Here is a 21,898-nt window from a genome sequence, read left to right on the forward strand (position 1 = left end):
CTCGCACCGATGTCCACGGTCCCCGACCCTCACCTGGCCCCGCCGGCCGCGCTGGCCCGCGAAGACGAGGGCTATCACAAGGATCTCCACCCTCGTCAAGTGCAGATGATCGCCATCGGCGGGGCGATCGGCACCGGGCTGTTCCTGGGGGCCGGCCGGCGCCTGCACGAGGCCGGCCCCGCCCTGTTCCTGGTCTACGGAATCTGCGGCATCTTCGTGTTCTTCATCCTGCGGGCGCTCGGCGAACTGGTGGTGCACCGCCCCACCTCGGGGTCGTTCGTGTCGTATGCCCGCGAATTCTTCGGGGAGAAAACAGCATTCGTCGCCGGCTGGCTGTACTTCCTCAACTGGTCGATGACCGGGATCGTCGATACCACCGCGATCGCGACGTACTTCCACTACTGGGGCGTGTTCCACGTCGTTCCACAGTGGGTGCTGGCACTGATCGCACTGGTGTCGGTGGTGTCGATGAACCTGATCTCGGTGAAGCTCTTCGGCGAGCTGGAGTTCTGGGCCGCGCTGATCAAGGTGGTGGCCCTGGTGACCTTCCTGATCGTCGGGACCGTCTTTCTGGGCGGCCGCTTTCAGGTCGACGGCCAGTCCACCGGCCTGCACCTATGGGTCGACAACGGCGGGTTCCTGCCGACCGGACTACTGCCCCTGGTGCTGGTCACCTCGGGTGTGGTGTTCTCCTACGCCGCGGTCGAACTGGTCGGCACCGCCGCCGGTGAGACCGCCGAGCCGGAGAAGATCATGCCGCGGGCGATCAACTCGGTGGTGGCCCGGATCGCGATCTTCTACGTCGGCTCGGTAGTGCTGCTGGCGCTGCTGCTGCCCTACACCGCCTACAAGCACGGCGAGAGCCCGTTCGTGACGTTCTTCGCCAAGATCGGGTTCAACGGTGCCGGCGGCCTGATGAACCTGGTGGTGCTCACCGCGGCGTTCTCCAGCCTCAACGCGGGCCTGTATTCCACCGGGCGGATCCTGCGATCGATGGCCGTCAACGGCAGCGGTCCCAAGTTCACCGCACCGCTGTCCGGAAACGGTGTGCCCTACGGGGGCATCCTGCTGACCGGCGCGATCGGCCTGTTTGGGGTCGCGCTGAACGCCGTCGTACCGGAGCACGCCTTCGAGATCGTGCTCAACATCGCCGCCTTGGGCGTGATCACGGCATGGGCGACGATCGTCGCCTGCCAGCTGCGGTTCTTCTCGTTGACCAAGCGAAGCGATCTGCAGCGGCCGGCCTTCCGGATGCCACTGGCGCCCTACAGCGGCTACGTCACGCTGGCCTTCCTGGCCGCCGTGGTGGTGCTGATGATGTTCGACCCCGAATACGGCGTCTGGATCCGCACCGCGGTGCTGGTCGGCGGACCGGGCCTGGTAGCCGGCTGGTACCTGGTGCGTAACCGGGTGACGGCCGCGGCCGTGCCCCCCACCGACACCGGCGAGCAACCGCCTGCGGTGGCCGCGCAAGCCGAAACGGACGAGTAGGACGAGCAGGACGAGTAGGAGGCCGAAACCACATGCCCGGCAACCGGTACGCAGCCAAGCCTCCGCTGTACGGGATGGTGCTGGTCTTCTGCGCCATTGCGATCGTCGCCGTCACGGCCTACCTGCACGGGGGCTGGTGGTCGGCGCTCGGCTACGCGCTCGCTGCGGTCACGGCGGTCGCCGGGGGCGTGTTGGCATTCCGGGATTTCTCGTAGGCGGATTTCTCGCAGCCGGATTTCTCGCAGCCGCCGACCCGTCGGTGCCCGACGTTCGGAACCGCGCGTCACTGCAGCCACTCACGTCACAGGGTGCGTAGGCTGTGGCCCAATCGATGTCGGCGGGGGACTGCGTGCGGGTACCGGATCAGGCGAGAACCAAGGCGTTCAGCCGGCAACTGGTGCTGGCGGCCGCGCTGCTGCTGGCCGGCTGCAGTACCACCGTCGACGGCAACCCGACCGCGGCGCCCGGCGGCAGCGGGCCACCGGAGCCGTCGTTGCGGACACCCCGCCCCACCACCGCCCCGCCGAGCACCTCGACGCCCGCCGCGCCGCCGTCGTCGAGCAGCCCGGGCAAGCCCGGCGACGCCATCGCCCTACCGCCGGACGAGAACGGTTATGTCTTCATCGAGACGAAGTCCGGGCGGACCCGGTGCCAGATCTCGACACGGCAGGTCGACTGCGAAGCCGAGTTCACCAACAGCCCGCTCAAGGGCGGTGAGCATGCCAACGGTGTCAGCGTCAGTTCCGACGGCACCGTGCAGTGGGTGCTCGGCAACCTCGGCGACATCCCGGTCGTCACCATCGACTACCTGACCTACCAGGCCGAGGGCTGGAAGATCGACGCCGACGTCGAGGGCACCCGATTCACCAACGACCGCACCGGTCACGGCATGTTCGTCAGCATCGACAACGTCGAGACGTTCTGACCTCTGGCCCAGCTCAGCAGCCACCGCTTTCCGTTACGATCGCTGGAATGGCGCGCTTCGGATCTTCACACGGCTCCGGCACACCCGGGGACGACCCAACCCGATCCACCCAGTACGGGCAACGCGGGCCGCAGCCGCCCGGCCCCCAGCCGGCGCCGTTCGGCCCCGCCGGCCCCAGGCATCACCCCGGCGACCCGGGATACCAGCCCGGCAATGCGCCGACCCAGTACAACCCCGCCTACAACCCGTTCGAACAGCAGCTTCCCGGCGATCCGGACACCGAGGACTTCGCCGCGTCGGCGCCCACCCCCTGGTTTCGCCGACGGTCGGTGCTGACCGCCTGGTTCGGACTCATTATGCTGATGCTCGCGTTGGTGATCTGGGGCATCGTCCAGCTGACCAGCCGCGGCCCGGGGGACGGCGGTACCGCGCCGGCGGGCAGCTCGTCGAGCACCACCGCCGGCACGACGAGTCCGACCAGCACGACAAGTCCGACCAGCACCCCGCCGAGCGCTTCGAGCACCACCGCCGCGCCGCCCCCGCCTCGGCAGGCGCCACCCCAACAATCCCCGCCGCGGCAACCCCCGGCGCCCAGCGAGACGCATCGCCACCGACCGCGCCTGCCGTCGCTGCCGTCGGTGATCACCATCCCGCCGGTGCCCAAGGTTCCCGAGCTGCCGACGGTGATCACCATCCCGCCGTACCGGTAGGCCGGCTCGGTACTCTCGCCGCATGCGACCGCAGCGTGATCCGGCCTGGCTCGGCATCGACGTGGTGGCCGTCCTGGTATTCTGCGCGCTGGGGCGCCGCAGTCACGACGAGGGCCTCGATATCAGCGGCCTGGCAACTACGGCCTGGCCATTTCTGAGCGGTACGGTGCTGGGCTGGCTGATGTCCCGCGGCTGGCGCAGGCCCACCGCTGTTGTCCCCACCGGGGTGATCGTCTGGATATCGACGGTGCTGGTCGGCATGGCGTTGCGGGCAGCGACCGCTACGGGCGTGGCGTGGTCGTTCGTCGCGGTCGCGTCGACGGTGACCGCCGTGTTCCTGCTCGGCTGGCGAGCGGTGTTCGAGCTCGTCGCGCGACGGCGCGCCACCCGGTAGACGGCACAGCGAGTCGTCAGCCGCCGACGCGGGGTTTCGTCAGCCGCAGCACCTACCATCGGTGTGCGTGGAACGAACGCGGGACGACCCCAACGACGAACCGACCCGGATGGCCGACTACGACTATCGCGGGGCCGACAGATATGACGAGCCGGCCGGTTACTACAGCGAGTACCGTGACCCCACCGGATCGCAGCCCGGCTGGTCCGAACCGGCCGAACCGCCCCCGGCGCCCTGGTACCTGAGGCCGCTCGCGCTCATCGGCTGGGGTGTGCTCACCGCGCTGCTGATCGCCACGCTGGTGTGGAGCATGGTCCGGCTGGTGAACAAGGACTCCGGCGACACCACGCCGGCGACGACGTCGGTCACCTCCACCGTGGCGCCCCCGGGCGAGTCGACCGCCCCGAATCCGGTCGCCCCGGCGCCCCCCGGTCAGGAAGAGTCACCGCCGCCGGCTACCACCACCACCGAACCACCGACTACCACCACCACCGAACCAACGCCCACGACCACGACCACGACCACCGAACCGACGACGACCACTGCGCCGACCACCACTGCGCCGACGACCACCCAACCCACCACCACCCAGCCCCCGACCACGACCGAAGCGCCACCGACCACCACCGCCGGGACGGACGGTCAATAGCGCCGCCCTGCCGCGAAAACCCTTCCGAACAGTCGCAAGTCGATACAGTTAGGCCAGCCTGCGTCGCGCTGGGCGGGGACGGGGTGGCACTATGGGCGAGCATCAAGCAGCGCTTGAACAGGTATTGCGCAAGATAGACGGTAAGTTACCCATCAGTAACTTCAGTTAAGCTACTGACCGGTAACTTCTGGATGAGAGAGGCGCTCCGTGACCGAGAATGTCCAGATGATGATCAGGCTGGTCGTCGGCCTGTCCATGACAGCGCTCGTCGCAGTTCTCGCCGTACGCCGAGTGTTCTGGCTGTACAAGCTGGTCATGTCCGGCCAGAAGGTCGGCGCCGAGCGGGTCTCCGACGTCGGTGCCCGGGTGTGGACCCAGGTCCGTGAGGTCGCCGGCCAGGCCAAGCTGCTGAAGTGGTCGATTCCGGGCATCGCTCACTTCTTCACCATGTGGGCGTTCATCGTGCTGCTGACCGTCTACATCGAGGCCTACGGCCAGCTGTTCAAACACGACTTCGCCATCCCGGTCATCGGCCATTGGGACGCGCTCGGCTTCCTGCAGGACTTCTTCATCACCGCGGTCACGCTGTCGATCTTCGCGTTCATGATCATCCGCATCATCCGCAACCCGCGCGAGATGGGCCGGGAATCGAGGTTCTACGGCTCGCACAACGGTGGCGCCTGGCTGATCCTGGTCATGATCCTCAACGTGGTGTGGACCTTCCTGCTGCTGCGCGGCGCCGCGGTCAACACCGGCAGCCTGCCCTACGGCAACGGCGCCTACCTGTCGCAGCTGATGGGCAAGATCATGGAGCCGTTGGGGCTCGCCGCGAACGAGACCATCGAGACCGCCTCGCTGCTGCTGCACATCGGTGTGGCGCTGGCGTTCTTGATCATCGTGCTGCACTCCAAGCACCTGCATATCTTCCTGGCCCCGATCAACGTCACCTTCAAGCGGCTGCCCGACGGCCTCGGCCCGCTGCTGCCGATCGAGTACGAGGGCGAGGCGCTGAACTTCGACGACCCGCCGGAGGACGCGGTCTTCGGCCGCGGCAAGATCGAGGACTTCTCCTGGAAGGGCATGCTCGACTTCGCCACCTGTACCGAATGTGGCCGCTGCCAGTCGCAGTGCCCGGCGTGGAACACCGGCAAGCCGTTGAGCCCCAAGTTGTTGATCATGGACCTGCGTGACCACTGGATGGCCAAGGCGCCCTACCTGCTCGGCACCAAAGACGCGCCGGACATGGACATCGACCTGACCGACGCGAAACCGCTGGCAGGTCACCACGTGCCGGAGAAGGGCTTCGAGCGCATCGGTGGCTCCGGTCCGGAACAGGCCACCCGCCCGCTGGTCGGCACCGCCGAACAGGGCGGCGTGATCGACCCGGACGTGCTGTGGTCCTGCACCAACTGCGGCGCCTGCGTCGAGCAGTGCCCGGTGGACATCGAGCACATCGACCACATCCTGGACATGCGCCGCTACCAGGTGCTGGTGGAGTCTGAGTTCCCGTCCGAGTTGGCCGTGCTGTTCAAGAACCTGGAGAACAAGGGCAACCCCTGGGGGCAGAACGCCAGCGAGCGCACCGCCTGGATCGACGAACTCAACTTCGACATCCCGGTCTACGGCCAGGACGTCGAGAGCTTCGACGGCTTCGAGTACCTGTTCTGGGTGGGCTGCGCGGGCGCCTATGAGGACCGCGCCAAGAAGACCACCAAGGCGACCGCCGAACTGCTGGCCGCCGCCGGGGTGAAGTTCCTGGTGCTGGGCACCGGCGAGACCTGCACCGGTGACCCGGCGCGGCGGTCCGGCAACGAGTTCCTGTTCCAGCAGTTGGCAACCCAGAACGTCGAGACGCTCAACGAGTTGTTCGACGGCCTGGAGAAACCCGATCGCAAGATCATCGCCAGCTGTCCGCACTGCTTCAACACGATCTCGCGCGAATATCCGCAGCTGGGCAGCGAGTACACGGTGCTGCACCACAGCCAGGTGCTCAACCGGCTGGTGCGGGACAAGAAGCTGATCCCGGTCACCCCGATGTCGCGCGACGTCACCTACCACGACCCGTGCTTCCTGGGCCGGCACAACAAGGTGTACGAGCCGCCCCGCGAGCTCGTCACCGCCGCGGGAGCCAATCTGGTCGAGATGCCGCGTAACCGCGATCGCTCGTTCTGCTGCGGCGCCGGCGGCGCCCGGATGTGGATGGAAGAGCACATCGGCAAGCGGGTGAACCACGACCGCGTGGACGAGGCGCTGGCCACCGGTGCCACGACCATCGCCACCGCCTGCCCGTTCTGCCGGGTGATGATCAGTGACGGCGTCGACGACCGGATCGAGGCCTCCGGGCGTTCCGGCGTGGACGTGCGTGACATCGCCCAGCTGCTGCTGGATTCGCTGGACATGTCCGGGGTGACGTTGCCGGAGAAGGGCACCGCTGCGGCGGCGGCCGCTGCGACCGTCAAGACGGCGCCGAAGAAGGAGGCGGCGGCACCTGCTGCCGCGGCCACCGCGACGGCGGAGAAGCCGGCGGCCCCGGCCGCCGAGGCCAAGACCGCGGCCCCGGCCAAGGGGCTGGGGATGGCCGGTGGGGCCAAGCGCCCGGGGGCCAAGAAGGCGGCCGCGCCGGCCACCGAGGCCCCCGAGGCCACAGCGGCATCGGCGGCCTCGGGGGCCGACACCGCGGCACCCGCTGCTCCGGCAGCCCCGGTGAAGGGGCTGGGGATGGCCGGTGGGGCCAAGCGTCCGGGCGCCAAGAAGGCAGCGGCGGCTCCGGCCGCCCCGGAAGCGACCACCGCTGCCACGCCCGCGGAACCGGCGGCACCCGAAGCGCCGGCGGCACCCGCGGCACCGGTCAAGGGCCTGGGTATGGCGGCCGGTGCCCGCAAGCCGGGCGCCAAGAAGCCCGCCGCGGCAACCTCGGCAGCTGCGGAACCGGCCGCTGCGGCCGCTGAGCCCGCATCGACCGCCGCGGAGCCGGCCTCGTCCGCCACCGAGCCCGCGGCAGCTCCGGAGGCCGCCGCCCCAGCGGAGGCCCCCAAAGAACAGCCCGCCGTGAAGGGCCTGGGAATCCAGCGCGGGGCGCGACCGCCGGGCAAACGCTGAGATAACAAGTTGGGGCCGTGTGGGTGCACATACGGCCCCAACTTGTTTCTCGGGCAAATTTTGATTGGACAGCTATGGGACCATTGTCGACGTGACCGCTCACCAGTTGCCTCACCAGATGCCCTGGCCTGCCGTAGGCAGCCAGCTGCGGCAGCGGACGTTCGCGCAGTCGACCAAACTGCAGGACGTTCTCTACGAGATCCGCGGTCCGATCCATGCCCAGGCCGCCCGGATGGAGGCCGAGGGGCACCGCATCCTCAAGCTCAACATCGGCAACCCGGCGCCGTTCGGGTTCGAGGCGCCCGACGTGATCATGCGCGACATGATCCAGGCGTTGCCGCACGCGCAGGGATATTCGGATTCGCAGGGCATCCTGCCGGCGCGGCGCGCGGTGGTCACCCGCTACGAACTGGTCGAGGGGTTCCCCCGCTTCGACGTCGACGACGTCTATCTGGGCAACGGGGTCTCCGAGCTGATCAGCATGGTGCTTCAGGCACTGCTGGACAACGGCGATCAAGTGCTGATCCCGGCTCCGGACTATCCGCTGTGGACAGCGTCGACGTCGCTGGCCGGTGGGACGCCGGTGCACTATCTGTGCGACGAGACCCAGGGCTGGCAACCCGACATCGCCGACATGGAATCGAAGATCACCGAGCGGACCAAGGCGTTGGTGGTGATCAACCCGAACAACCCGACAGGTGCCGTCTACGGGCGGGAGGTGCTCAGCCAGATCGCCGAGTTGGCCCGCAAGCATCAACTCCTGCTGCTGGCCGACGAGATCTACGACAAGATCCTCTACGACGACGCCGAGCACACGAACATGGCCACCCTGGCGCCGGATCTGCTGTGCCTGACCTTCAACGGGTTGTCGAAGGCCTATCGGGTGGCGGGTTACCGGGCCGGCTGGGTGGCGATCACCGGCCCCAAGGAGCACGCGACCAGTTTCCTGGAGGGCATCAATCTGCTCGCCAACATGCGGCTGTGCCCGAATGTGCCGGCGCAGCACGCTATTCAGGTGGCATTGGGCGGCCATCAGAGCATCGACGACCTGGTACTGCCGGGCGGTCGACTGCTCGAACAACGTGACGTGGCCTGGAGCAAGCTCAATGAGATTCCCGGCGTCTCCTGCGTCAAGCCGAGTGGTGCGCTCTACGCGTTCCCGCGACTCGACCCCGAGGTCTACCCGATCCAGGACGACGAGCAGCTGGTCTTGGATCTGCTGCTGCAGGAGAAGATCCTGGTGACCCAGGGCACCGGGTTCAACTGGCCAGCGCCGGACCATCTGCGCATCGTGACGCTGCCGTGGGCCCGCGACTTGTCCGGCGCCATCGAACGACTGGGCAACTTCTTGGTGGGCTACCGGCTGTAGTAGGGCGGTTGCGGCGGCGGTGGCCAGTTCGGATCGTAGGTACCGCCGTTCTGCCAATGTTCCGGGTCGTGCGGGACGTTGTCGAGATAGTGGTTGTCGTGGCAGTAGTTCGTGTTCCAGTTGAAGCCCATCCACCCGCTCCACTGCTCGCCCGGGCACCAGTGGTAGCGGGGCTCGGCCTGCGCCACCCCCACCGCGCCCAAGGCGGCCAACCCCACCGCCGCCGTAGCCATACCTGCCGCTAGTGCAACCCCGGTGGTGTTCCTCATGCGGGCTTTTCTACCACCGGCGCCGCCTTCGTGGAACCGCTTGCGCTATGCCGGCGGAGGCCTGTTGCGGTTGAGCGCACGCTCGGCCCTGATGGCTGCCCGGCGGTCTTGGCCGCGAGTGCGTCGTCGGGTTGGCATCATCAGCGTGCGGCAAACGGCCGCTTGCTGCGTCGGTGGTGGTGCGGTGGCCAATGGTTGGCCGATAGGGATGCACAGCGTGGGGAAGAGCAGTCTGCTGCCCGGCCGGGTGGTGTAGATGTGGCCGGTGGGGCTGGTCCACTCCACGGTGCCATCAGGGTGCTGGATATCGTGCCAGCCACCCGGGCCGGTCCAAAAAGTCTTGAGCAAGTGATGTTTTCGGCATAGGCAACGCAGATTGGCCGGGTGGGTCGGGCCGAACGGGTACGCGATGGCATGGTCGACGTCGCAGTAGCTGGCGGGCCGGTCACAGCCGGGGAATCGGCAGGCGAGGTCGCGGGCCCGGACGAAAGCCGCCAGGGCCGCAGACGGCCGATAGTGCGGCTCGGCAGGCAGACCCTCCGGGTGCCGGAGTGGTTTGACGGTGGCGCCACCGTTGACGAGCCGAGCCAGCAGCGGCGCGGGAACCGTGCCGCCGCCGATGATGGCCCCAGAGCGTGCCGGACGGGCCTGTGTCTTGGGAGCCGGGGCGGGTGGCGATTGGTCGCCGTTGCCGAATCCCGGATCGGCCGCGGCGTCCAGGGCGGCCTGTTCGGCAAGGACATAGACCGTGACGTTGGCCGCCCGGGCATCGGTACCACCGCTGGCCGGGCAATCGGTGTTGCCACAACCGCAGGCGAGGCTGTCAGCTCCGGCAGCCAAGGCGCCGAGGGCATCAGCACGGCGCTGAGCCAAAGTCCGGGGGTCGTCGTCGCAGACGGTGTGGGCCAACTGGGTCAGGCGCCGGTCGAGGGCGGTGGCGTCGGTGGCAAACAGCCGGCCCCACAGGGCGGTGGTGCCGTTTTCGCTGTTGCGGGTGTCGACGACGATTCCGCGGCCCCGGGCCTCCCGCTCCTGGCGCCGGATGGCCTCGGGGTCATACCGGTCGATCAGGGCGTCGATGGCGGCAGCGGTTTTGGCCGCCGACAGCGGCCCGAGGCCGGTGGCGATCGCGGCGAGTTCGGTGTCGACGGCGTCCAGCAGGTAGGGGTTGGTGATCAAGGCGGTGCGCCAGACGATCGTGGCGACCACTCGGGAGTTGATCGCCCCGTCAAGAAACAGTGCGGCCACCCTCGGCAGCCGCTCCCGCAAGGCGGAGGCCAGATACATCTGCGAGGAGGCCATGCCGTGGCTGATCTGCTCGGCAGCGGCAACCTCGGAGGCTGCGGCATCCCAGTAGTCGCAGGACCAGCGCGACCGGTTCACCGCATCGGACCCTCGGGTTCGCCGGGCCACCAACTCACCGACCGCGGCCAGCCGGCGTGCCGCCGCGGCCGCCTCGGCCTGGGCCCACTCGGTGATCGCGGTCACCAGCTCGGCGTCGTCGGCCTCGGCCAACTGCTCCGGCTGCAACAATCGATCATCGAACATGTTTTCGATTGTAGCGCCGCGGTCCGACAGTTTGACGAGATCCGGGCGACCGCGCCGGGACCTCGCTATTTGCGCTGCAGCAACCCCGACAGGTAATCGCCGTAGCCGGACTTGCGCAACGTCTCGGCTCGGGCCGCGAGGTGGTCGTCGTCGATGAACCCCATCCGCCAGGCCACCTCCTCGGGAATGCCGATCTTGAGGCCCTGGCGACGCTCGATGGTGCGCACGTAGTCGCCGGCGTCCAGCAGCGAGTCGAATGTCCCAGTATCCAGCCAGGCGGTGCCGCGGGCCAGCGCCTGGACACTGAGCCGGCCCTGCTCGAGGTAGGCCTGGTTGATGTCGGTGATTTCGTACTCGCCACGCGCCGAAGGCTTTAAGTCCCTAGCGATCTCGACGACGTCGTTGTCGTAGAAGTACAGCCCCGGTATCGCGTAGTGGGATTTGGGGGTCGCCGGTTTCTCCTCCACCGACACCGCCGCGCCGTCGGCATTGAACTCGATGACGCCATAGGCTGACGGATCGGCCATCCAGTAGGCGAAAATGACGGCGCCCGAGACGGCTTGGTGCCGACGCAGGCTGGTGCCGAGGCCGGGGCCGTAGAAGATGTTGTCCCCCAACACCAGCGCGACCGACTCGGCACCGATGTGGTCGGCACCGATGACGAACGCCCGCGCCAGCCCGTCGGGCTGGTCCTGGACCGCGTAACTGATGTCGACCCCGAATGCGCTTCCGTCACCGAGTAATCGATGAAACGCCGCCGCGTCGTGGCCGGTGGTGATCACCTGGATGTCGCGGATACCCGCCAGCATCAAGGTGCACAGCGGGTAGTAGACCAGCGGTTTGTCATAGACCGGCAGCAACTGCTTGCTGACGCCCATCGTGATCGGATACAAGCGGGTGCCCGAGCCACCGGCCAGGATGATCCCGCGCATGCCGTCGAGCCTAACCGCCATCAGCGCAGGCTCAGTCGACCCGGTCGGCCTCGGTGAGATCCGTGGCGGCCAGCGCCGCATCCAGGCCGTCGTGACGGAACACCGCCGCAACCTGATCGCGCACCACCCGGAACGCGACCGCCTGGGCGGACCCGGCGCCGACGGGGGTCAATTCGGCCACCACCACGCCGTCGTGCACATACATCCTGCCGATGCCGGCGGTGATCTCGGCTTCGGCTGCCCAGCGCCGCAACGCCTGATGACCTTGCGCGGCGCCGTTCGCGTCGGCAACCTCGATGCCGTCGCTGGACAACTGCTCCAAGGTCTCGAGGTCACCGGCGGCCAAAGCGTCGTGCCAGGCGAGGACGGTTGCGATCTCCGATGTGCTCATGCCCTGCAAACTACCGTGTGGGCTCGCCCTCAGAAGGCGGTGTGCTCGACCCACTCCTGCCACACCGCCGCGTCGCCGAACACCACGATGTCGGTGTCGGCCACCGGAACCCGGCTCATGATTGCCAGAAAGAGGTCGCGGGCCGGACCCCGCAGTGCCACCGACCCCTTGCCGTGCTCATGCGCCCAGACGAGTGCGGCGTTGTCGGCAGACCGGCTGATGGTCCACTCGCCCGCCTGTCCCAGCCCGTCATCGGTGGCGTGCAGGTGCACGGTCTGGCCGTCGGCCAGCGGCGGTTGCCCGTCGCGACCGGCGCGTGCCGTGATCAGGTCGAGAAACTCGGAGATGCCGTCGGCGGCCAACTCCGCCGGCAAGGCGAAATCGCCGCCCAGCGCCAGTGCGGCGTCGGCCCGGTGCACCGTCGCCTCGTGCAGTCGGCGGCGCACCCACCAGGACGCCGGTCGCGGTCCCAGGAACGTCCACGCCGGGTTGTTGGGGCCGACCTGCGCGACCCCGTCCAGCACCCGTTGGGCACCGTCGTTCAGCCAGCCGATGGCCGCGTCCGGGTCCGCCGGCGGCTTGCCGTCGACGACGTCACGGGGATCCAGCGCGTGGTCCAATCGGTCGGCGACGATCTGCGCTGCCCACCGATGACCGCGCCCGACGTGGCGGAACAACTGGGTCAGATTCCACTCTGGGCAACTCGGAACCGCCAGCCCGGGATCACCGGAGCGGATCAGCTCGCCAAAAGCGCGGGTCTCATCGAGCAATGCTGCGGCGTAATCCACGCCGTCAGGCTAATGGATTATCGGGGTGCTCAGAAGGGCCAGCCGCCCTTGCCGCTGCCACCGCCCCCCAGACCCGGCAACCAGGGATTGTTGCCGCCCCCGTTGGTGCCGACCCCGGGCAGCCACGGTGACGGGTTGCCGCCCTTGTTGCCGCCCTTGTTGCCGCCGCCGTTATCGCCCGGCAGCCACGACGGGTTGCCGCCCTTGTTGCCGCCCCCGTTGTTGCCCGGCAGCGACGACGGATTGTCCTTCTTGTTGCCACCGCCGTTGTTCCCGGGTAGCCACGACGGATTGTCGTTCTTCGGGGGACTCTGGGCCGGCGGCTTGAAGATGGGCGGCAACTCCGGCTGCTTCGGGGCCGGGGCGGCCGGCGACGGAATCTCGACCGGCGGGGCGGGCACCTGGATGGGCACCGGGATCGGTATCGGCGCCGGAGCCGCCGGAGCCGCCGGAGCCGGCGCGGCTGGGGCCGGCGCCGGAGCTGCGGGCATCGGCGCGGGCGCCGCCGGGGCCTGCGCAACGGGCGGTGCCGGGGCCGCCGGCGCCGGAGCCGCCGGTACCGGAGCTGCCGGAGGCACCTTGGGCGCCACCTCGGGAACAGGTGCCGGCGCCTTTTGAGCGGGCACCACTTGAGTGGGTACGACGATGTGTTGGCTCGGCGCGGGATGCTCGGATGCGGTGGGCCGGATACTGACCGCCAGCACCACGAGCAAGGAGGCAACCCCGACGACGAAGAAAGCCGCGAGGCCGCTACCGGCCAGCAGAAACGGATTGCGACGCCGAGCCGGCTCGAGCTCATCGCCACGCCGGACGCCAGAACTCGGCGGGTGGTAGTCCGCGGCGATAACGTTCGCGGTACTTTCCGCATCGTCGAAGGCCAGGTAGCCACTGTCGGCATCATCGGGGATCGCGCTGTAGGCCAGCGCATACTCACCGATCGTGGCGTCGTAGTCGGCCTGCTGAGCGTAGGCCAGCGCGACCAGATTCGGGTCGATCACGCCGGTCCCCGGGTCGCGGGCCCAGGCCAGTGCCGACGTCGACGAGTCGAACAGCGGCGCATGGGCGCTGGCCAGCGCCGCTCCCCGTGCCAGCGCTGTGTCCGGCTCCTCGGGAACACTGACCGGGATCGCGCTGACCGCGTCCAGCTCGGGCTTGACCAAGCCGACATTGACGCCGGATCCGACCACGAACAGCCCGTCGGGCCGGGACTCGAGCCGACCGGCCTGGGCGGCCAGGACGGTCAGCTCGACGAGCGCCGCGTCGTCGTCGGGCGGCAGCGCCACGCGACTCACTTCGGTGATCGAGCCGTCCGTCGAGTCGACGACGGCCAGCGTCGCACCCTGGGGCTCGATGAACATCAGTGCGGTCCGCTCGTAGCCGATCGTTCCGCCCACGGTCTGGGCCAGCGCGGCCGCCGCCAGGAAGGCCGACACCAGCATCACGTTCTCGACCCGGCGGTCGGCCAGGGCGTCGCGCAGCTGACCGGCCTGCACCTGGTCGGCGACGGTCACCCCCGTCGACGCCAACCGGTAGCCGCCCTGCTGCGCGCTCTCCTGGGTGCCCAGGATGGCCGACACCACCTGGTCGGGGAATGCAGCGCCTGCGGTGTCAACCTCGAAGCCGTCCTCGTCGACGGTGACGCCACCGGCGTTCTCGCCCTCGACGAGGACCATGCGCACCGACGGCGGTGCCGTCGACACACCGAGCACGATGTCCACTGCACCTCCTCGCCTTCGGCCGCCGATTGATTAGCCCATCTTATCGGTTTGCGAGATAAATCCCCACCTCAGAAGTGGAGGCCCGGAATGGGGATCGGGATCTTGATCCCGCCTTTACCTTTGCCTTTGCCTTTACCGCCTTTACCGTGACCACCACGACCCCAGCCGCCGTCACCGTCCCAACCCCCTTTAGGCGGGCCGAGGATCGGGGGTCCGCCGGGCAGGCCGGGAATGTTGAGGTCCGGGATCATCGGCGGCGGCAGCGCAGGCGGGGGCGGGAGCGCCGGCGGCGGCGGCGCTGGTGCCACCGGTGCGGGCGCAGGAGCGGGGGCCCGCGGCGCAGGTGCCGGGGCACGCGGCGGAGCTTGTTCGCCGGCCGGCACCGGCGGCGGAGCCTCCTGCGGTGGGGGGGCCGGGGACGGGACGGCGGCCTTGGACGGCGGGGGTTTGACGACGTTGGCGCGCACGTCGGGACCGTGGTGGTTGGCCGCCCGCATGCCCACCGCCAGCGCTACCGCCAACGCCAGCACCCCGACCACGAACAACGCCGCGACGCCGCCGGTGACCAGCATCGGTTTGCGTTCGCGCTGCTGTATTCCGGTGGTGAAGTCCAGCAGCCGGGAGTCGACGAGCTCCGGCTGGTCGACGACGCGCTGGGCGGCCGAGGGAAGGTAGCCGCTGTCGGTGTAGTCCGGGACCGCGCTGTAGGCCAGCGGCTCGATGTCGGCGGTGGCGTTGTAGTCGACCTCCTCGGCCGGGACGTAGGCGTATCCGGAGCTGACCACCGCCGGATCCAGCGAGCCGGTGCCGGGGTCCTGCGCCCAGGCCACCGCCCGGGTGGAGGACACGAACAGCGGGGCGTGCGCACTGGCCAGCGCCGCACCACGGGCCAACGCCATGTCGGGTTCCTCGGGCGCGCTGACCGGCAGCGGGCTGGCCTTGCCCAACTCCGGTTTGATCATCGCGACGTTGACCCCGCCCGACCCCACCACGAACAACCCGTCGGGACGCGACTCCAGCCGTTGCGCGCCGGCAACCAGTTCGGTCAACTCGCCGACCGCGCTGTCGTCGTCGGGTGACAGCGGCTGCCGATGGACCTCGGTGATCTCACCGTCATCGGAGTTGACCACCGCAAGGGTGGCGGCGTCAGGTTCGACGAACAACAGGGCGGTGCGGGCGTAGCGCGTCGCGCTGCCCACCGCCTGAGCCAGGGCGGCGGCGGCCAGGAACGCCGACACCAGCATCACGTTCTCGACCTTGTGCCCTATCAGGGCCTCGCGCAGCGCGGTGGCTTCGGCCGGGTCGCTCCAGGTCACCCCGGTCGAACTGAGCTGATAGCCGCCCTCACGAGCACCTTCGCGGGTGCCCAGGATCGCCGAGACCACCCGCTCCGGGGCGCTCTGGGTGTCGGCGCCGACGTCGAAGTCGTCGTGCTCCACCGTGACCCCGTCGGCACCTTCGCCTTCCACCAGGACCATGCGGACCGTCGAGGGTGCAACCGATACCCCGAGAACGATGTCCACAGCTACCTCCACCCACTGCTGATCGGCCAGTACTGAGGGCCGCACCCCCGCAGGGCCAGCCGGTACCGGCTACATCTCAGCCGCGGGGCGGCTGTCACAGCCGAAGGGCTAACCGGACTGGATGAAGTTCTGGTACGAGCGGGACGGCGTCGGCCCGCGCTGGCCCTGATATTTCGACCCTACTCGCGTACTGCCGTATGGGTGCTCCGCCGGACTCGTCAGCCGCAGCAGACACAGCTGGCCGATCTTCATACCCGGCCACAACGTGATCGGCAGATTCGCCACGTTGGACAGCTCCAAGGTGATGTGTCCGGAGAAACCCGGGTCGATGAATCCCGCGGTGGAGTGGGTCAGCAGGCCAAGGCGGCCCAGGCTCGACTTGCCCTCCAGCCGGCCGGCCAGATCGTCGGGCAACGTGCAGCACTCCAGGGTGGAGCCCAGCACGAACTCGCCGGGGTGCAGCACGAACGGCTCGCCGGCTTTGGGTTCGACCAGCGTGGTCAGCTCGTCCTGCTGCTTGGCGGGATCGATGTGGGTGTACCGGGTGTTGTTGAACACCCGGAACAGGTTGTCGAGGCGGACGTCCACGCTGGACGGCTGGACCAGGGTGTCGTCGAAGGGGTCGAGGGCCAGGCGGCCGGCGGCGATTTCGGCCCGCAGATCACGGTCGGAGAGCAGCACCGGACGAGCGTATCCGCTCGGCTGGCGCATCGCCCGCAGCGCCGACAGTGCGGTTTGGTTGGCTTTTCGGCGGGTGCGCCGACCATTCCGCACACTCGGCGCCATCGTTGGCTGCCGGTCGGGCCGCAGGTGCTAGCCTGCTAGCGCACCCATGCCGATGTAGTTCAATGGCAGAACATCAGCTTCCCAAGCTGAATACGCGGGTTCGATTCCCGTCATCGGCTCCACGTTTGACCAGGTCAGGCAATCAAGGGCAGTCGCCCCCGTCGCGGGCTGACGATTGCCGGCCATCGCGGTAGACCGCGGACCCGGCCCCGTAGCTGAGATTTCGTTGGGCCTGGCGCCCGGTTCGGCGCAACCTTCCATCGGTCACGAGCGGTGACGTTCCCGCGCCAACGACCTTGGGGTACCGATCCTCCAGTGGGCTCATCCCACATCAGGCACACCAAGGGTCATCTATCTGACGCAAAATGACGCAACTCGGATGACAATATCGAACATCGTTGACAACAAGTTAACGTCCACCTACCTTAGAAAGTACTAAGCGTTGAGTTACCAACGTGTTACAGAAAATCGTCCGCGGCCGGGAGCACGGTAAGGAAGGGAACGGGGGCATGGCGAATCGGGGGAGCCTGGGTGTGGGGAGCACTAGGCAGGCGCGGTCGCGTCGGCGGAATCGCGCGGTGGGGACCGTGGCGTCGGTGGGGGCGTTCCTGACGTTCGGCGTGATGCCGTCGGCCCCGGCCCAGGCCGACGAGTTCGATTGGATCGCGGACGTGTTCGACATGTCCGCCTGGGTCGATGACGGTGGCGCCTCGGATGCCGTTAATTGGTTCGACTCGGCCAGCTGGAGCCTGGACGGTCTTGCGGGCAGCGCGGCGGCGGACGACTTCACCACCTGGGCTGAGACGTGGATCTACCAGCCGTTTCACACGATGATGCAGAACTGGATGCAGACCGACTTCGGGATCGTTTTCCGCTATGTGCTCAACGAATCGTTCGGCAACGGGCAAATCCTGATCGGCAATGGCGCCGACGGTTACAGCGGCGGCACTTTGGAGGAGGCTGCCGGCCAGCCCGGCGGGCTGTGGTTCGGTGACGGCGGTGACGGCGGTACTGCCGCTTCCGGTGTTGGCGGCGCCGGCGGCGCGGCGTACTTCGGTAACGGTGGTGCCGGCGGTGACGGTACCGACGGTGCTGCCGGCGGCTCCGGCGGCAGTGTCGCCTACATCGGCATTGGCGGTGACGGCGGTGCCGGCGGTGCCGGCGGACCCGGCGGTGACGGCGGTTGGTTGTTCGGAAGCGACGGGAACGCCGGCTCTCCGGGGTAGGCCGGCGGCTCCGGAGCCGGCATCATCGGCGATTCCGGTCATCAAACTCCACGCGGGGCGCCCACGCACAGCACAATCACCACCATGGGCCTATTCCCGAAGCCGCACGCCACCCTCACCGATGCCGAGGTCGCCGACGCCTTGAACCGCGCGGTAGCCGTTATCAACCCGCTGCTCGACCTGCTGGCGCAATCCGATCCGATCGGCCTGCGCCAGCGCACCCGCCGACTGCTCAGCCCGCCGCGCGGGCTGACCGGCCGGGTCCGGCGGTTCCGGCTACGCCGACGCCGCCACGAGGCCGGCCGCGGCCCCAGCGCCGCCGACCGTGCCAGAAACGCCGGCGCACAGTTGATGAACGCCGCCGACCTGCCGGGCACCGCCGCCTGGGAGCGGATGAGCCGCGATGAGCGCGTGCACTGGTGGGTGCACCGGGTCGGCGCGCTGAACACCGTGGTGGTGGCCTCGCCGCGCGTCTTCGGGTGGCTGTCGCGGGTGGTGCCGGTCGGCGAGCTTGCCGGGTTCGTCAATCACGCCATCGTGCTGTGTGCGCTGGCCCGCGAGTACGGCGTCACCGACCGACGCGAGCAGGTGCGACTGCTCGCGTCGGTGCTGTGCCGGCGGGATCTTCCCGAGGACCTCGACGTGCCGCCGCCGCCCGATCCCGAGCCGCTCCCCGAAACTCCGCCGCCGGGCTGGAAGCCCCTGAAGACCATCACCTCGTCGACCCCGGTGGTGATCACCCGGACCGTTTGGCAGCTGGCCGGGATCCTGCGGGCAACCTTCGAGGAAGCGGCTAAGCGCCCGCACCCGACGAAGCTGTACCAGCGGCTCAGTCTGCTCCCCGGGATCGGGGCGATCGCCGGATATTTCGGCGAGCGCGGCGCGCTGTTCCGGTCGGCGCGAGAAGGTGTGGCCTGGCTCGACCAGCACACCGTCGCTTAGAACACCCGTATCCAGTCGACCAGCATCTCCGCCGGATAGTTGCCCGGGCCGGGGTCGCCGCCGCCCGAACCCGCGACGGCCAGATTCAGCACCGTGAACACCTGGTAGCCGGGATCATTGAAGGGCCAGTCGGCGACCGAGTTCGCCGGGACCGTGAAGTAGGGCGCGGCGCCGTCGACGTAGTCGCGCCAGAACCGGATGCCGTCGGTGTCCCACCGGCACCGCCAGGTGTGCCAGGCACTGTCCAGCGCGATCTGCTGGGTGGCCCATTCGGCCCCGTTGGCTTTGGTGTGGACGGTGGTCGCCGACGGCCAGTTGCCGTTGCCGTACCACTCCAGGACGTCGATCTCGCCGCGATCCTCGTTGCCCATCCACCAGGCCGGCCAGGCGCCGGGGGTCAGGCAGTTGAGCTTGATGCGGGCTTCCCAGGTGTGGCCGATGCCGCCGGTCCACCGGCTCTGGACCTTGCCGCTGTAGTAGGTGTTGCCGTCTTTGGCGGCGCGCAGCACCAGGTTGGACTTGCCGTCGAGGAACACGTTGCGGCGATCGTCGCGGTACTGCCCGACGTTTTCGGGCCGCTCCCAGAAGGTCGGATCCTTCATGGACTCGCGGGCTCGCGCCACCGTCCACTTCGCCGAATCCGGGGCCGAGCCGGCGGGACCGTCGAACTCGTCACTGAACAGGTAGGTCTGTGCCGGCGCGGCGGGCAGCGGGCCCACCGGCGACGGCTGCGCCCAGGCCTCCGGGATGCGCATCGCGGTGGCCAGCATCCCGATCCCGGTGGTCAGCATCAGGCTGCGTCGATTGATCTCGGGCATCTTCGAATGGTGCCATCGATCGGTGTCGACGGCACGGCGGAACGCCGGTTAGAAGACGCGCACCCAGTCGATCAGCATGTCCGCCGGGTAGGACCCCTGCCGCGCGTCCCCGCCCCCGGAACCGCCGACCGCGAGGTTCAGGATCGGGAACACGGTGTAGCCCGGGTCGTTGAACGGCCAGACGCGGACCGGTTCCTCGATATCTTCGATGCCCGCCGCCGGGACGCTGAAGTAGGGCTCCATCCCCTCGACGTAGTCCTGCCAGAAGTACATGCCGCTGGCATTCCAGGTGACGCGCCAGTTGTGCCAGTTGCCGTCGACCGGAAACGCGAATGTTTCGAACGCGGTGCCGTACGGGTTGGCGTGCACGGTGGTGCCGGACGGCCACTCGCCGTTGCCGTACCACTCCATCATGTCGATCTCGCCCTCGCGGCCCGGGTCGTCGTTGGACAACCACCACGCCGGCCAGCAACCCGCCGTCTGGCAGTTCAGCTTGATGCGGGCTTCCCAGGTGGTGCCGATACCGCCACGCCAGTTACCGTGCACCAGCCCGCCGAAGTAGGTGTTGCCCTCCTGGGTGGCACGGATGACCAGGTTGGACTTGCCGTCGAGGAAAACGTTCTGCCGGCTGTCGCGGTACTGGTAGAAGTACTCGGGCCGGTCCCAGCCGACCGGGCGCCGGATCGGGGTGCGGTGGTTGGAGATCGTCCACTTCGACCGGTCGGGGGCGGAACCGGCCGGACCGTCGAACTCGTCATGCCAGATGAAGCCGCCGGGCTTGGCGCCGGCGGCGGGCGCCGCCGGATCGGCCGGCGCGGCCGGTGGCTGCGTCGGGTCGCCGGGCGCCCCGGGAGGTGCGGGAACAGCTCTGGCCAGCGGGTTCGGGGCGGTGGCCGCCAGCGCCCCGGCACCCAGCATCAACATGACTTGGCGGCGGTTCATCTCAGGCACGGTGGCAATGTAACCCACGCCGGAACCGTGTCAAACCAGGCGTGCCCCACCTGTCGGTGGCCTACGTCACTCGCTTTGGTCGGCGCTGTCGTCGAGCACACCGACGGCAATCCCATAGGGCAAAAACCGTACTTTTCGCCTGAGGTCGGGGTTGCGTTGGCTGGCGCGCAGGGCGTCGATCTCGGTGGCGTAGACCTGCTCGACCCGGGCCGCGCCGTCGTCGCCGACGGTGTAGATGGCCCACACGCCGTCACCGGTCTCGCCGGTGGTCGGCGGCCCGGACCGCGCCGCCTGGGCCAGATCGGCGAGAATTCCGCCCCAGCCCGCCCGGTTGCCCGGGCCGAACGCTCCGGAGAACCGGTCGAATGCGGCGCGCAGCCCCTCACCGGCCTCGCGCATCATCCGGTCCAGGTCCTCGGAATCGAATCCGAATGCACCGTCGTTGCTCATCGCCAACCCCTTCCGGCCCGGTGTCCCACCCAGTGTGCCCGCGGCGGGCGGGATCCGGCCAGTGTCAGGCGGCGTCGACCCGGTCGCGCTCGTCGATCAGCCGGCGCCCGCTGCTCAGCCGGCGCCGCATCGCCCACAAGTAGTAGCGCGACGGCAACCAGCGGATCGGCCGCGGCACCAGCCGGTACACCGGCGGTAGCACCGCCATCAGCGCGTCGAACAGCTGCTGGTCGCGCGGGCTCCAGCTCCAGTGCAGTTGCTCGCGGAGTTGCGGCGGCAGCAGGCCGCGGGTGATCCACCGGTTCAACGGCATACCGAGCCGGATCAGCAGCGGCGAGTCGCCGCCGCGGAACAGCTCATGGCAGAACGCCCGAACATGGTCGTCGATGGTCAGCTCGTCGAGCTTGCGCTGCCAGTACTGCTCGAACTCGGCGCGGGTCGGCGGCCACATCTCCGGCTTGACCTGCAGCGTGGTGCCGTAGACCCCGGACTGCTGATACAGCCGTTCGGCCGTGGCGTCGTCCATCGGGCCCAGGAAGCGCTCGTAGAGGTCTTGGCCGTTCTTGTAAAGCGTGGCCGCCACCCACAGCTGCAGATCGGGGTCGAAGCCGTTGTAGACCACCGGGCCGTCCGGCTTCGACTTCACCGGCACGTGCGCCTGGTTGACCATCTTGGCCACGGCGCGCCGCTCCTCCTCGGTGCCGAGGGTGGTGACGTAGATGTAGGTCATGGTGGTGCGCAGCCGGTCCAGCGGCCGGGACAGCACCGTGGAGTGATCGGCGACGCCGTGTCCGACGCCGGGCTCGGCCAGCTGCAGCAGCACCGTCACGCCCGCGCCGAGGAACAGGAAACCCTCACCGACGTAGTCGGCCAGGTTCAGACCCCGGTCGACCGGTGGCTGGGACTGCCGGATAGCCAT

At 68.7% G+C, this 21,898-nt stretch carries 22 protein-coding genes and 1 tRNA gene; 11 read left to right on the forward strand and 12 right to left on the reverse strand.

Translation table 11 applies throughout. The features are described 5' to 3' along the window. Nucleotides 1–9: 9 nt before the first annotated feature. The 8 genes from BST10_RS04150 (at nucleotide 10) to BST10_RS04185 (ending at nucleotide 8,637) form a co-directional block, all read left to right on the forward strand. Nucleotides 10–1,491, forward strand: a complete 1,482-nt coding sequence (locus BST10_RS04150) for an amino acid permease (protein ID WP_083036480.1) — start codon at nucleotides 10–12, stop codon at nucleotides 1,489–1,491. Between the two features lie 32 nt (nucleotides 1,492–1,523). After that, complete coding sequence (locus BST10_RS04155) at nucleotides 1,524–1,706, forward strand: hypothetical protein (RefSeq protein WP_083036482.1); 183 nt, start codon at nucleotides 1,524–1,526, stop codon at nucleotides 1,704–1,706. Nucleotides 1,707–1,840: 134 nt separating this feature from the next. Then, nucleotides 1,841–2,416, forward strand: coding sequence for a hypothetical protein (locus tag BST10_RS04160; RefSeq protein ID WP_371869238.1), 576 nt, complete (start codon nucleotides 1,841–1,843; stop codon nucleotides 2,414–2,416). Between the two features lie 47 nt (nucleotides 2,417–2,463). Continuing rightward, on the forward strand, nucleotides 2,464–3,126 hold the full coding sequence (locus BST10_RS04165; protein ID WP_083036485.1) for a hypothetical protein: 663 nt from the start codon (nucleotides 2,464–2,466) through the stop codon (nucleotides 3,124–3,126). Between the two features lie 22 nt (nucleotides 3,127–3,148). Continuing rightward, a complete protein-coding gene (locus BST10_RS04170; protein WP_013827274.1) occupies nucleotides 3,149–3,520 on the forward strand; it encodes a DUF3054 domain-containing protein in 372 nt (123 codons plus the stop codon). 67 nt (nucleotides 3,521–3,587) lie between these two features. Continuing rightward, complete coding sequence (locus BST10_RS23185) at nucleotides 3,588–4,169, forward strand: hypothetical protein (RefSeq protein WP_083036487.1); 582 nt, start codon at nucleotides 3,588–3,590, stop codon at nucleotides 4,167–4,169. Nucleotides 4,170–4,394: 225 nt separating this feature from the next. Further along, nucleotides 4,395–7,268 carry a (Fe-S)-binding protein gene (locus BST10_RS04180; protein ID WP_083036734.1) on the forward strand — a complete coding sequence of 958 codons (2,874 nt, stop codon included), beginning with the start codon at nucleotides 4,395–4,397 and terminating at the stop codon, nucleotides 7,266–7,268. A 64-nt stretch (nucleotides 7,269–7,332) separates the two neighbouring features. Next, nucleotides 7,333–8,637, forward strand: coding sequence for a pyridoxal phosphate-dependent aminotransferase (locus BST10_RS04185; protein ID WP_083036488.1), 1,305 nt, complete (start codon nucleotides 7,333–7,335; stop codon nucleotides 8,635–8,637). Here the strand turns inward: BST10_RS04185 and BST10_RS04190 are convergent. From BST10_RS04190 to dcd, 8 genes are all read right to left on the reverse strand, one after another. Beyond that, a complete protein-coding gene (locus tag BST10_RS04190) occupies nucleotides 8,625–8,906 on the reverse strand; it encodes an Mtp family mycobacterial-type pilin (RefSeq protein WP_133054400.1) in 282 nt (93 codons plus the stop codon). The genes BST10_RS04185 and BST10_RS04190 overlap by 13 nt on opposite strands. A 45-nt stretch (nucleotides 8,907–8,951) precedes the next feature. Then, nucleotides 8,952–10,454, reverse strand: a complete 1,503-nt coding sequence (locus BST10_RS04195) for an HNH endonuclease signature motif containing protein (RefSeq protein ID WP_083036493.1) — start codon at nucleotides 10,452–10,454, stop codon at nucleotides 8,952–8,954. A 65-nt stretch (nucleotides 10,455–10,519) separates the two neighbouring features. Further along, nucleotides 10,520–11,386, reverse strand: coding sequence for a glucose-1-phosphate thymidylyltransferase RfbA (rfbA, locus tag BST10_RS04200; RefSeq protein WP_083036496.1), 867 nt, complete (start codon nucleotides 11,384–11,386; stop codon nucleotides 10,520–10,522). A 31-nt stretch (nucleotides 11,387–11,417) separates the two neighbouring features. Further along, nucleotides 11,418–11,777 carry a nuclear transport factor 2 family protein gene (locus BST10_RS04205; RefSeq protein ID WP_083036498.1) on the reverse strand — a complete coding sequence of 120 codons (360 nt, stop codon included), beginning with the start codon at nucleotides 11,775–11,777 and terminating at the stop codon, nucleotides 11,418–11,420. A gap of 29 nt (nucleotides 11,778–11,806) precedes the next feature. Then, nucleotides 11,807–12,565: a maleylpyruvate isomerase family mycothiol-dependent enzyme gene (locus BST10_RS04210; protein WP_083036501.1), complete on the reverse strand. Its 759-nt coding sequence runs from the start codon at nucleotides 12,563–12,565 to the stop codon at nucleotides 11,807–11,809. A gap of 29 nt (nucleotides 12,566–12,594) precedes the next feature. Next, nucleotides 12,595–14,283 (reverse strand): DUF7159 family protein, encoded by a 1,689-nt coding sequence (locus BST10_RS04215; RefSeq protein ID WP_083036503.1) that lies wholly within the window; start codon nucleotides 14,281–14,283, stop codon nucleotides 12,595–12,597. Between the two features lie 68 nt (nucleotides 14,284–14,351). After that, nucleotides 14,352–15,806 carry a DUF7159 family protein gene (locus BST10_RS04220; RefSeq protein WP_165757175.1) on the reverse strand — a complete coding sequence of 485 codons (1,455 nt, stop codon included), beginning with the start codon at nucleotides 15,804–15,806 and terminating at the stop codon, nucleotides 14,352–14,354. Between the two features lie 108 nt (nucleotides 15,807–15,914). Next, nucleotides 15,915–16,487: a dCTP deaminase gene (gene dcd / locus BST10_RS04225; protein ID WP_083036736.1), complete on the reverse strand. Its 573-nt coding sequence runs from the start codon at nucleotides 16,485–16,487 to the stop codon at nucleotides 15,915–15,917. 153 nt (nucleotides 16,488–16,640) lie between these two features. Here dcd and BST10_RS04230 point away from each other — a divergent pair. The 3 genes from BST10_RS04230 to BST10_RS04240 all read left to right on the forward strand — a co-directional run bounded on the left by BST10_RS04230 (nucleotide 16,641) and on the right by BST10_RS04240 (nucleotide 18,760). Next, a tRNA-Gly gene (locus BST10_RS04230) sits at nucleotides 16,641–16,714 on the forward strand. 465 nt (nucleotides 16,715–17,179) lie between these two features. Next, nucleotides 17,180–17,818, forward strand: coding sequence for a PGRS repeat-containing protein (locus BST10_RS24120; RefSeq protein WP_163762402.1), 639 nt, complete (start codon nucleotides 17,180–17,182; stop codon nucleotides 17,816–17,818). Between the two features lie 84 nt (nucleotides 17,819–17,902). Continuing rightward, entirely contained in the window at nucleotides 17,903–18,760 is an 858-nt protein-coding gene (locus tag BST10_RS04240; RefSeq protein ID WP_083036505.1) for a hypothetical protein, read from the forward strand. On the opposite strand, the gene BST10_RS04245 is transcribed toward BST10_RS04240, so the two are convergent. The 4 genes from BST10_RS04245 to BST10_RS04260 form a co-directional block, all read right to left on the reverse strand. Continuing rightward, nucleotides 18,757–19,578 (reverse strand): glycoside hydrolase family 16 protein, encoded by an 822-nt coding sequence (locus tag BST10_RS04245; RefSeq protein WP_083036508.1) that lies wholly within the window; start codon nucleotides 19,576–19,578, stop codon nucleotides 18,757–18,759. The genes BST10_RS04240 and BST10_RS04245 overlap by 4 nt on opposite strands. A gap of 48 nt (nucleotides 19,579–19,626) precedes the next feature. Then, nucleotides 19,627–20,520 (reverse strand): glycoside hydrolase family 16 protein, encoded by an 894-nt coding sequence (locus BST10_RS04250; RefSeq protein ID WP_109559400.1) that lies wholly within the window; start codon nucleotides 20,518–20,520, stop codon nucleotides 19,627–19,629. Nucleotides 20,521–20,595: 75 nt separating this feature from the next. Continuing rightward, nucleotides 20,596–20,979, reverse strand: a complete 384-nt coding sequence (locus BST10_RS04255) for a hypothetical protein (protein WP_083036512.1) — start codon at nucleotides 20,977–20,979, stop codon at nucleotides 20,596–20,598. Between the two features lie 64 nt (nucleotides 20,980–21,043). Next, nucleotides 21,044–21,898, reverse strand: coding sequence for an oxygenase MpaB family protein (locus tag BST10_RS04260; RefSeq protein ID WP_083036515.1), 855 nt, complete (start codon nucleotides 21,896–21,898; stop codon nucleotides 21,044–21,046).

This window comes from Mycolicibacter algericus DSM 45454 (assembly GCF_002086455.1).
Classification (GTDB): domain Bacteria; phylum Actinomycetota; class Actinomycetes; order Mycobacteriales; family Mycobacteriaceae; genus Mycobacterium; species Mycobacterium algericum.

What these genes read in the sequence shown, in the direction of transcription:
- BST10_RS04150 (WP_083036480.1), top strand. Translation starts at nt 10, where the DNA reads ATGTCCACGGTCCCCGACCCTCACCTGGCCCCGCCGGCCGCGCTGGCC.
- BST10_RS04155 (WP_083036482.1), top strand. Translation starts at nt 1,524, where the DNA reads ATGCCCGGCAACCGGTACGCAGCCAAGCCTCCGCTGTACGGGATGGTG.
- BST10_RS04165 (WP_083036485.1), top strand. Translation starts at nt 2,464, where the DNA reads ATGGCGCGCTTCGGATCTTCACACGGCTCCGGCACACCCGGGGACGAC.
- BST10_RS04170 (WP_013827274.1), top strand. Translation starts at nt 3,149, where the DNA reads ATGCGACCGCAGCGTGATCCGGCCTGGCTCGGCATCGACGTGGTGGCC.
- BST10_RS04180 (WP_083036734.1), top strand. Translation starts at nt 4,395, where the DNA reads ATGATGATCAGGCTGGTCGTCGGCCTGTCCATGACAGCGCTCGTCGCA.
- BST10_RS04190 (WP_133054400.1), bottom strand. Translation starts at nt 8,906, where the DNA reads ATGAGGAACACCACCGGGGTTGCACTAGCGGCAGGTATGGCTACGGCG.
- BST10_RS04195 (WP_083036493.1), bottom strand. Translation starts at nt 10,454, where the DNA reads ATGTTCGATGATCGATTGTTGCAGCCGGAGCAGTTGGCCGAGGCCGAC.
- rfbA (WP_083036496.1), bottom strand. Translation starts at nt 11,386, where the DNA reads ATGCGCGGGATCATCCTGGCCGGTGGCTCGGGCACCCGCTTGTATCCG.
- BST10_RS04205 (WP_083036498.1), bottom strand. Translation starts at nt 11,777, where the DNA reads ATGAGCACATCGGAGATCGCAACCGTCCTCGCCTGGCACGACGCTTTG.
- BST10_RS04240 (WP_083036505.1), top strand. Translation starts at nt 17,903, where the DNA reads ATGGGCCTATTCCCGAAGCCGCACGCCACCCTCACCGATGCCGAGGTC.
- BST10_RS04245 (WP_083036508.1), bottom strand. Translation starts at nt 19,578, where the DNA reads ATGCCCGAGATCAATCGACGCAGCCTGATGCTGACCACCGGGATCGGG.
- BST10_RS04250 (WP_109559400.1), bottom strand. Translation starts at nt 20,520, where the DNA reads ATGAACCGCCGCCAAGTCATGTTGATGCTGGGTGCCGGGGCGCTGGCG.
- BST10_RS04255 (WP_083036512.1), bottom strand. Translation starts at nt 20,979, where the DNA reads ATGAGCAACGACGGTGCATTCGGATTCGATTCCGAGGACCTGGACCGG.
- BST10_RS04260 (WP_083036515.1), bottom strand. Translation starts at nt 21,898, where the DNA reads ATGGCTATCCGGCAGTCCCAGCCACCGGTCGACCGGGGTCTGAACCTG.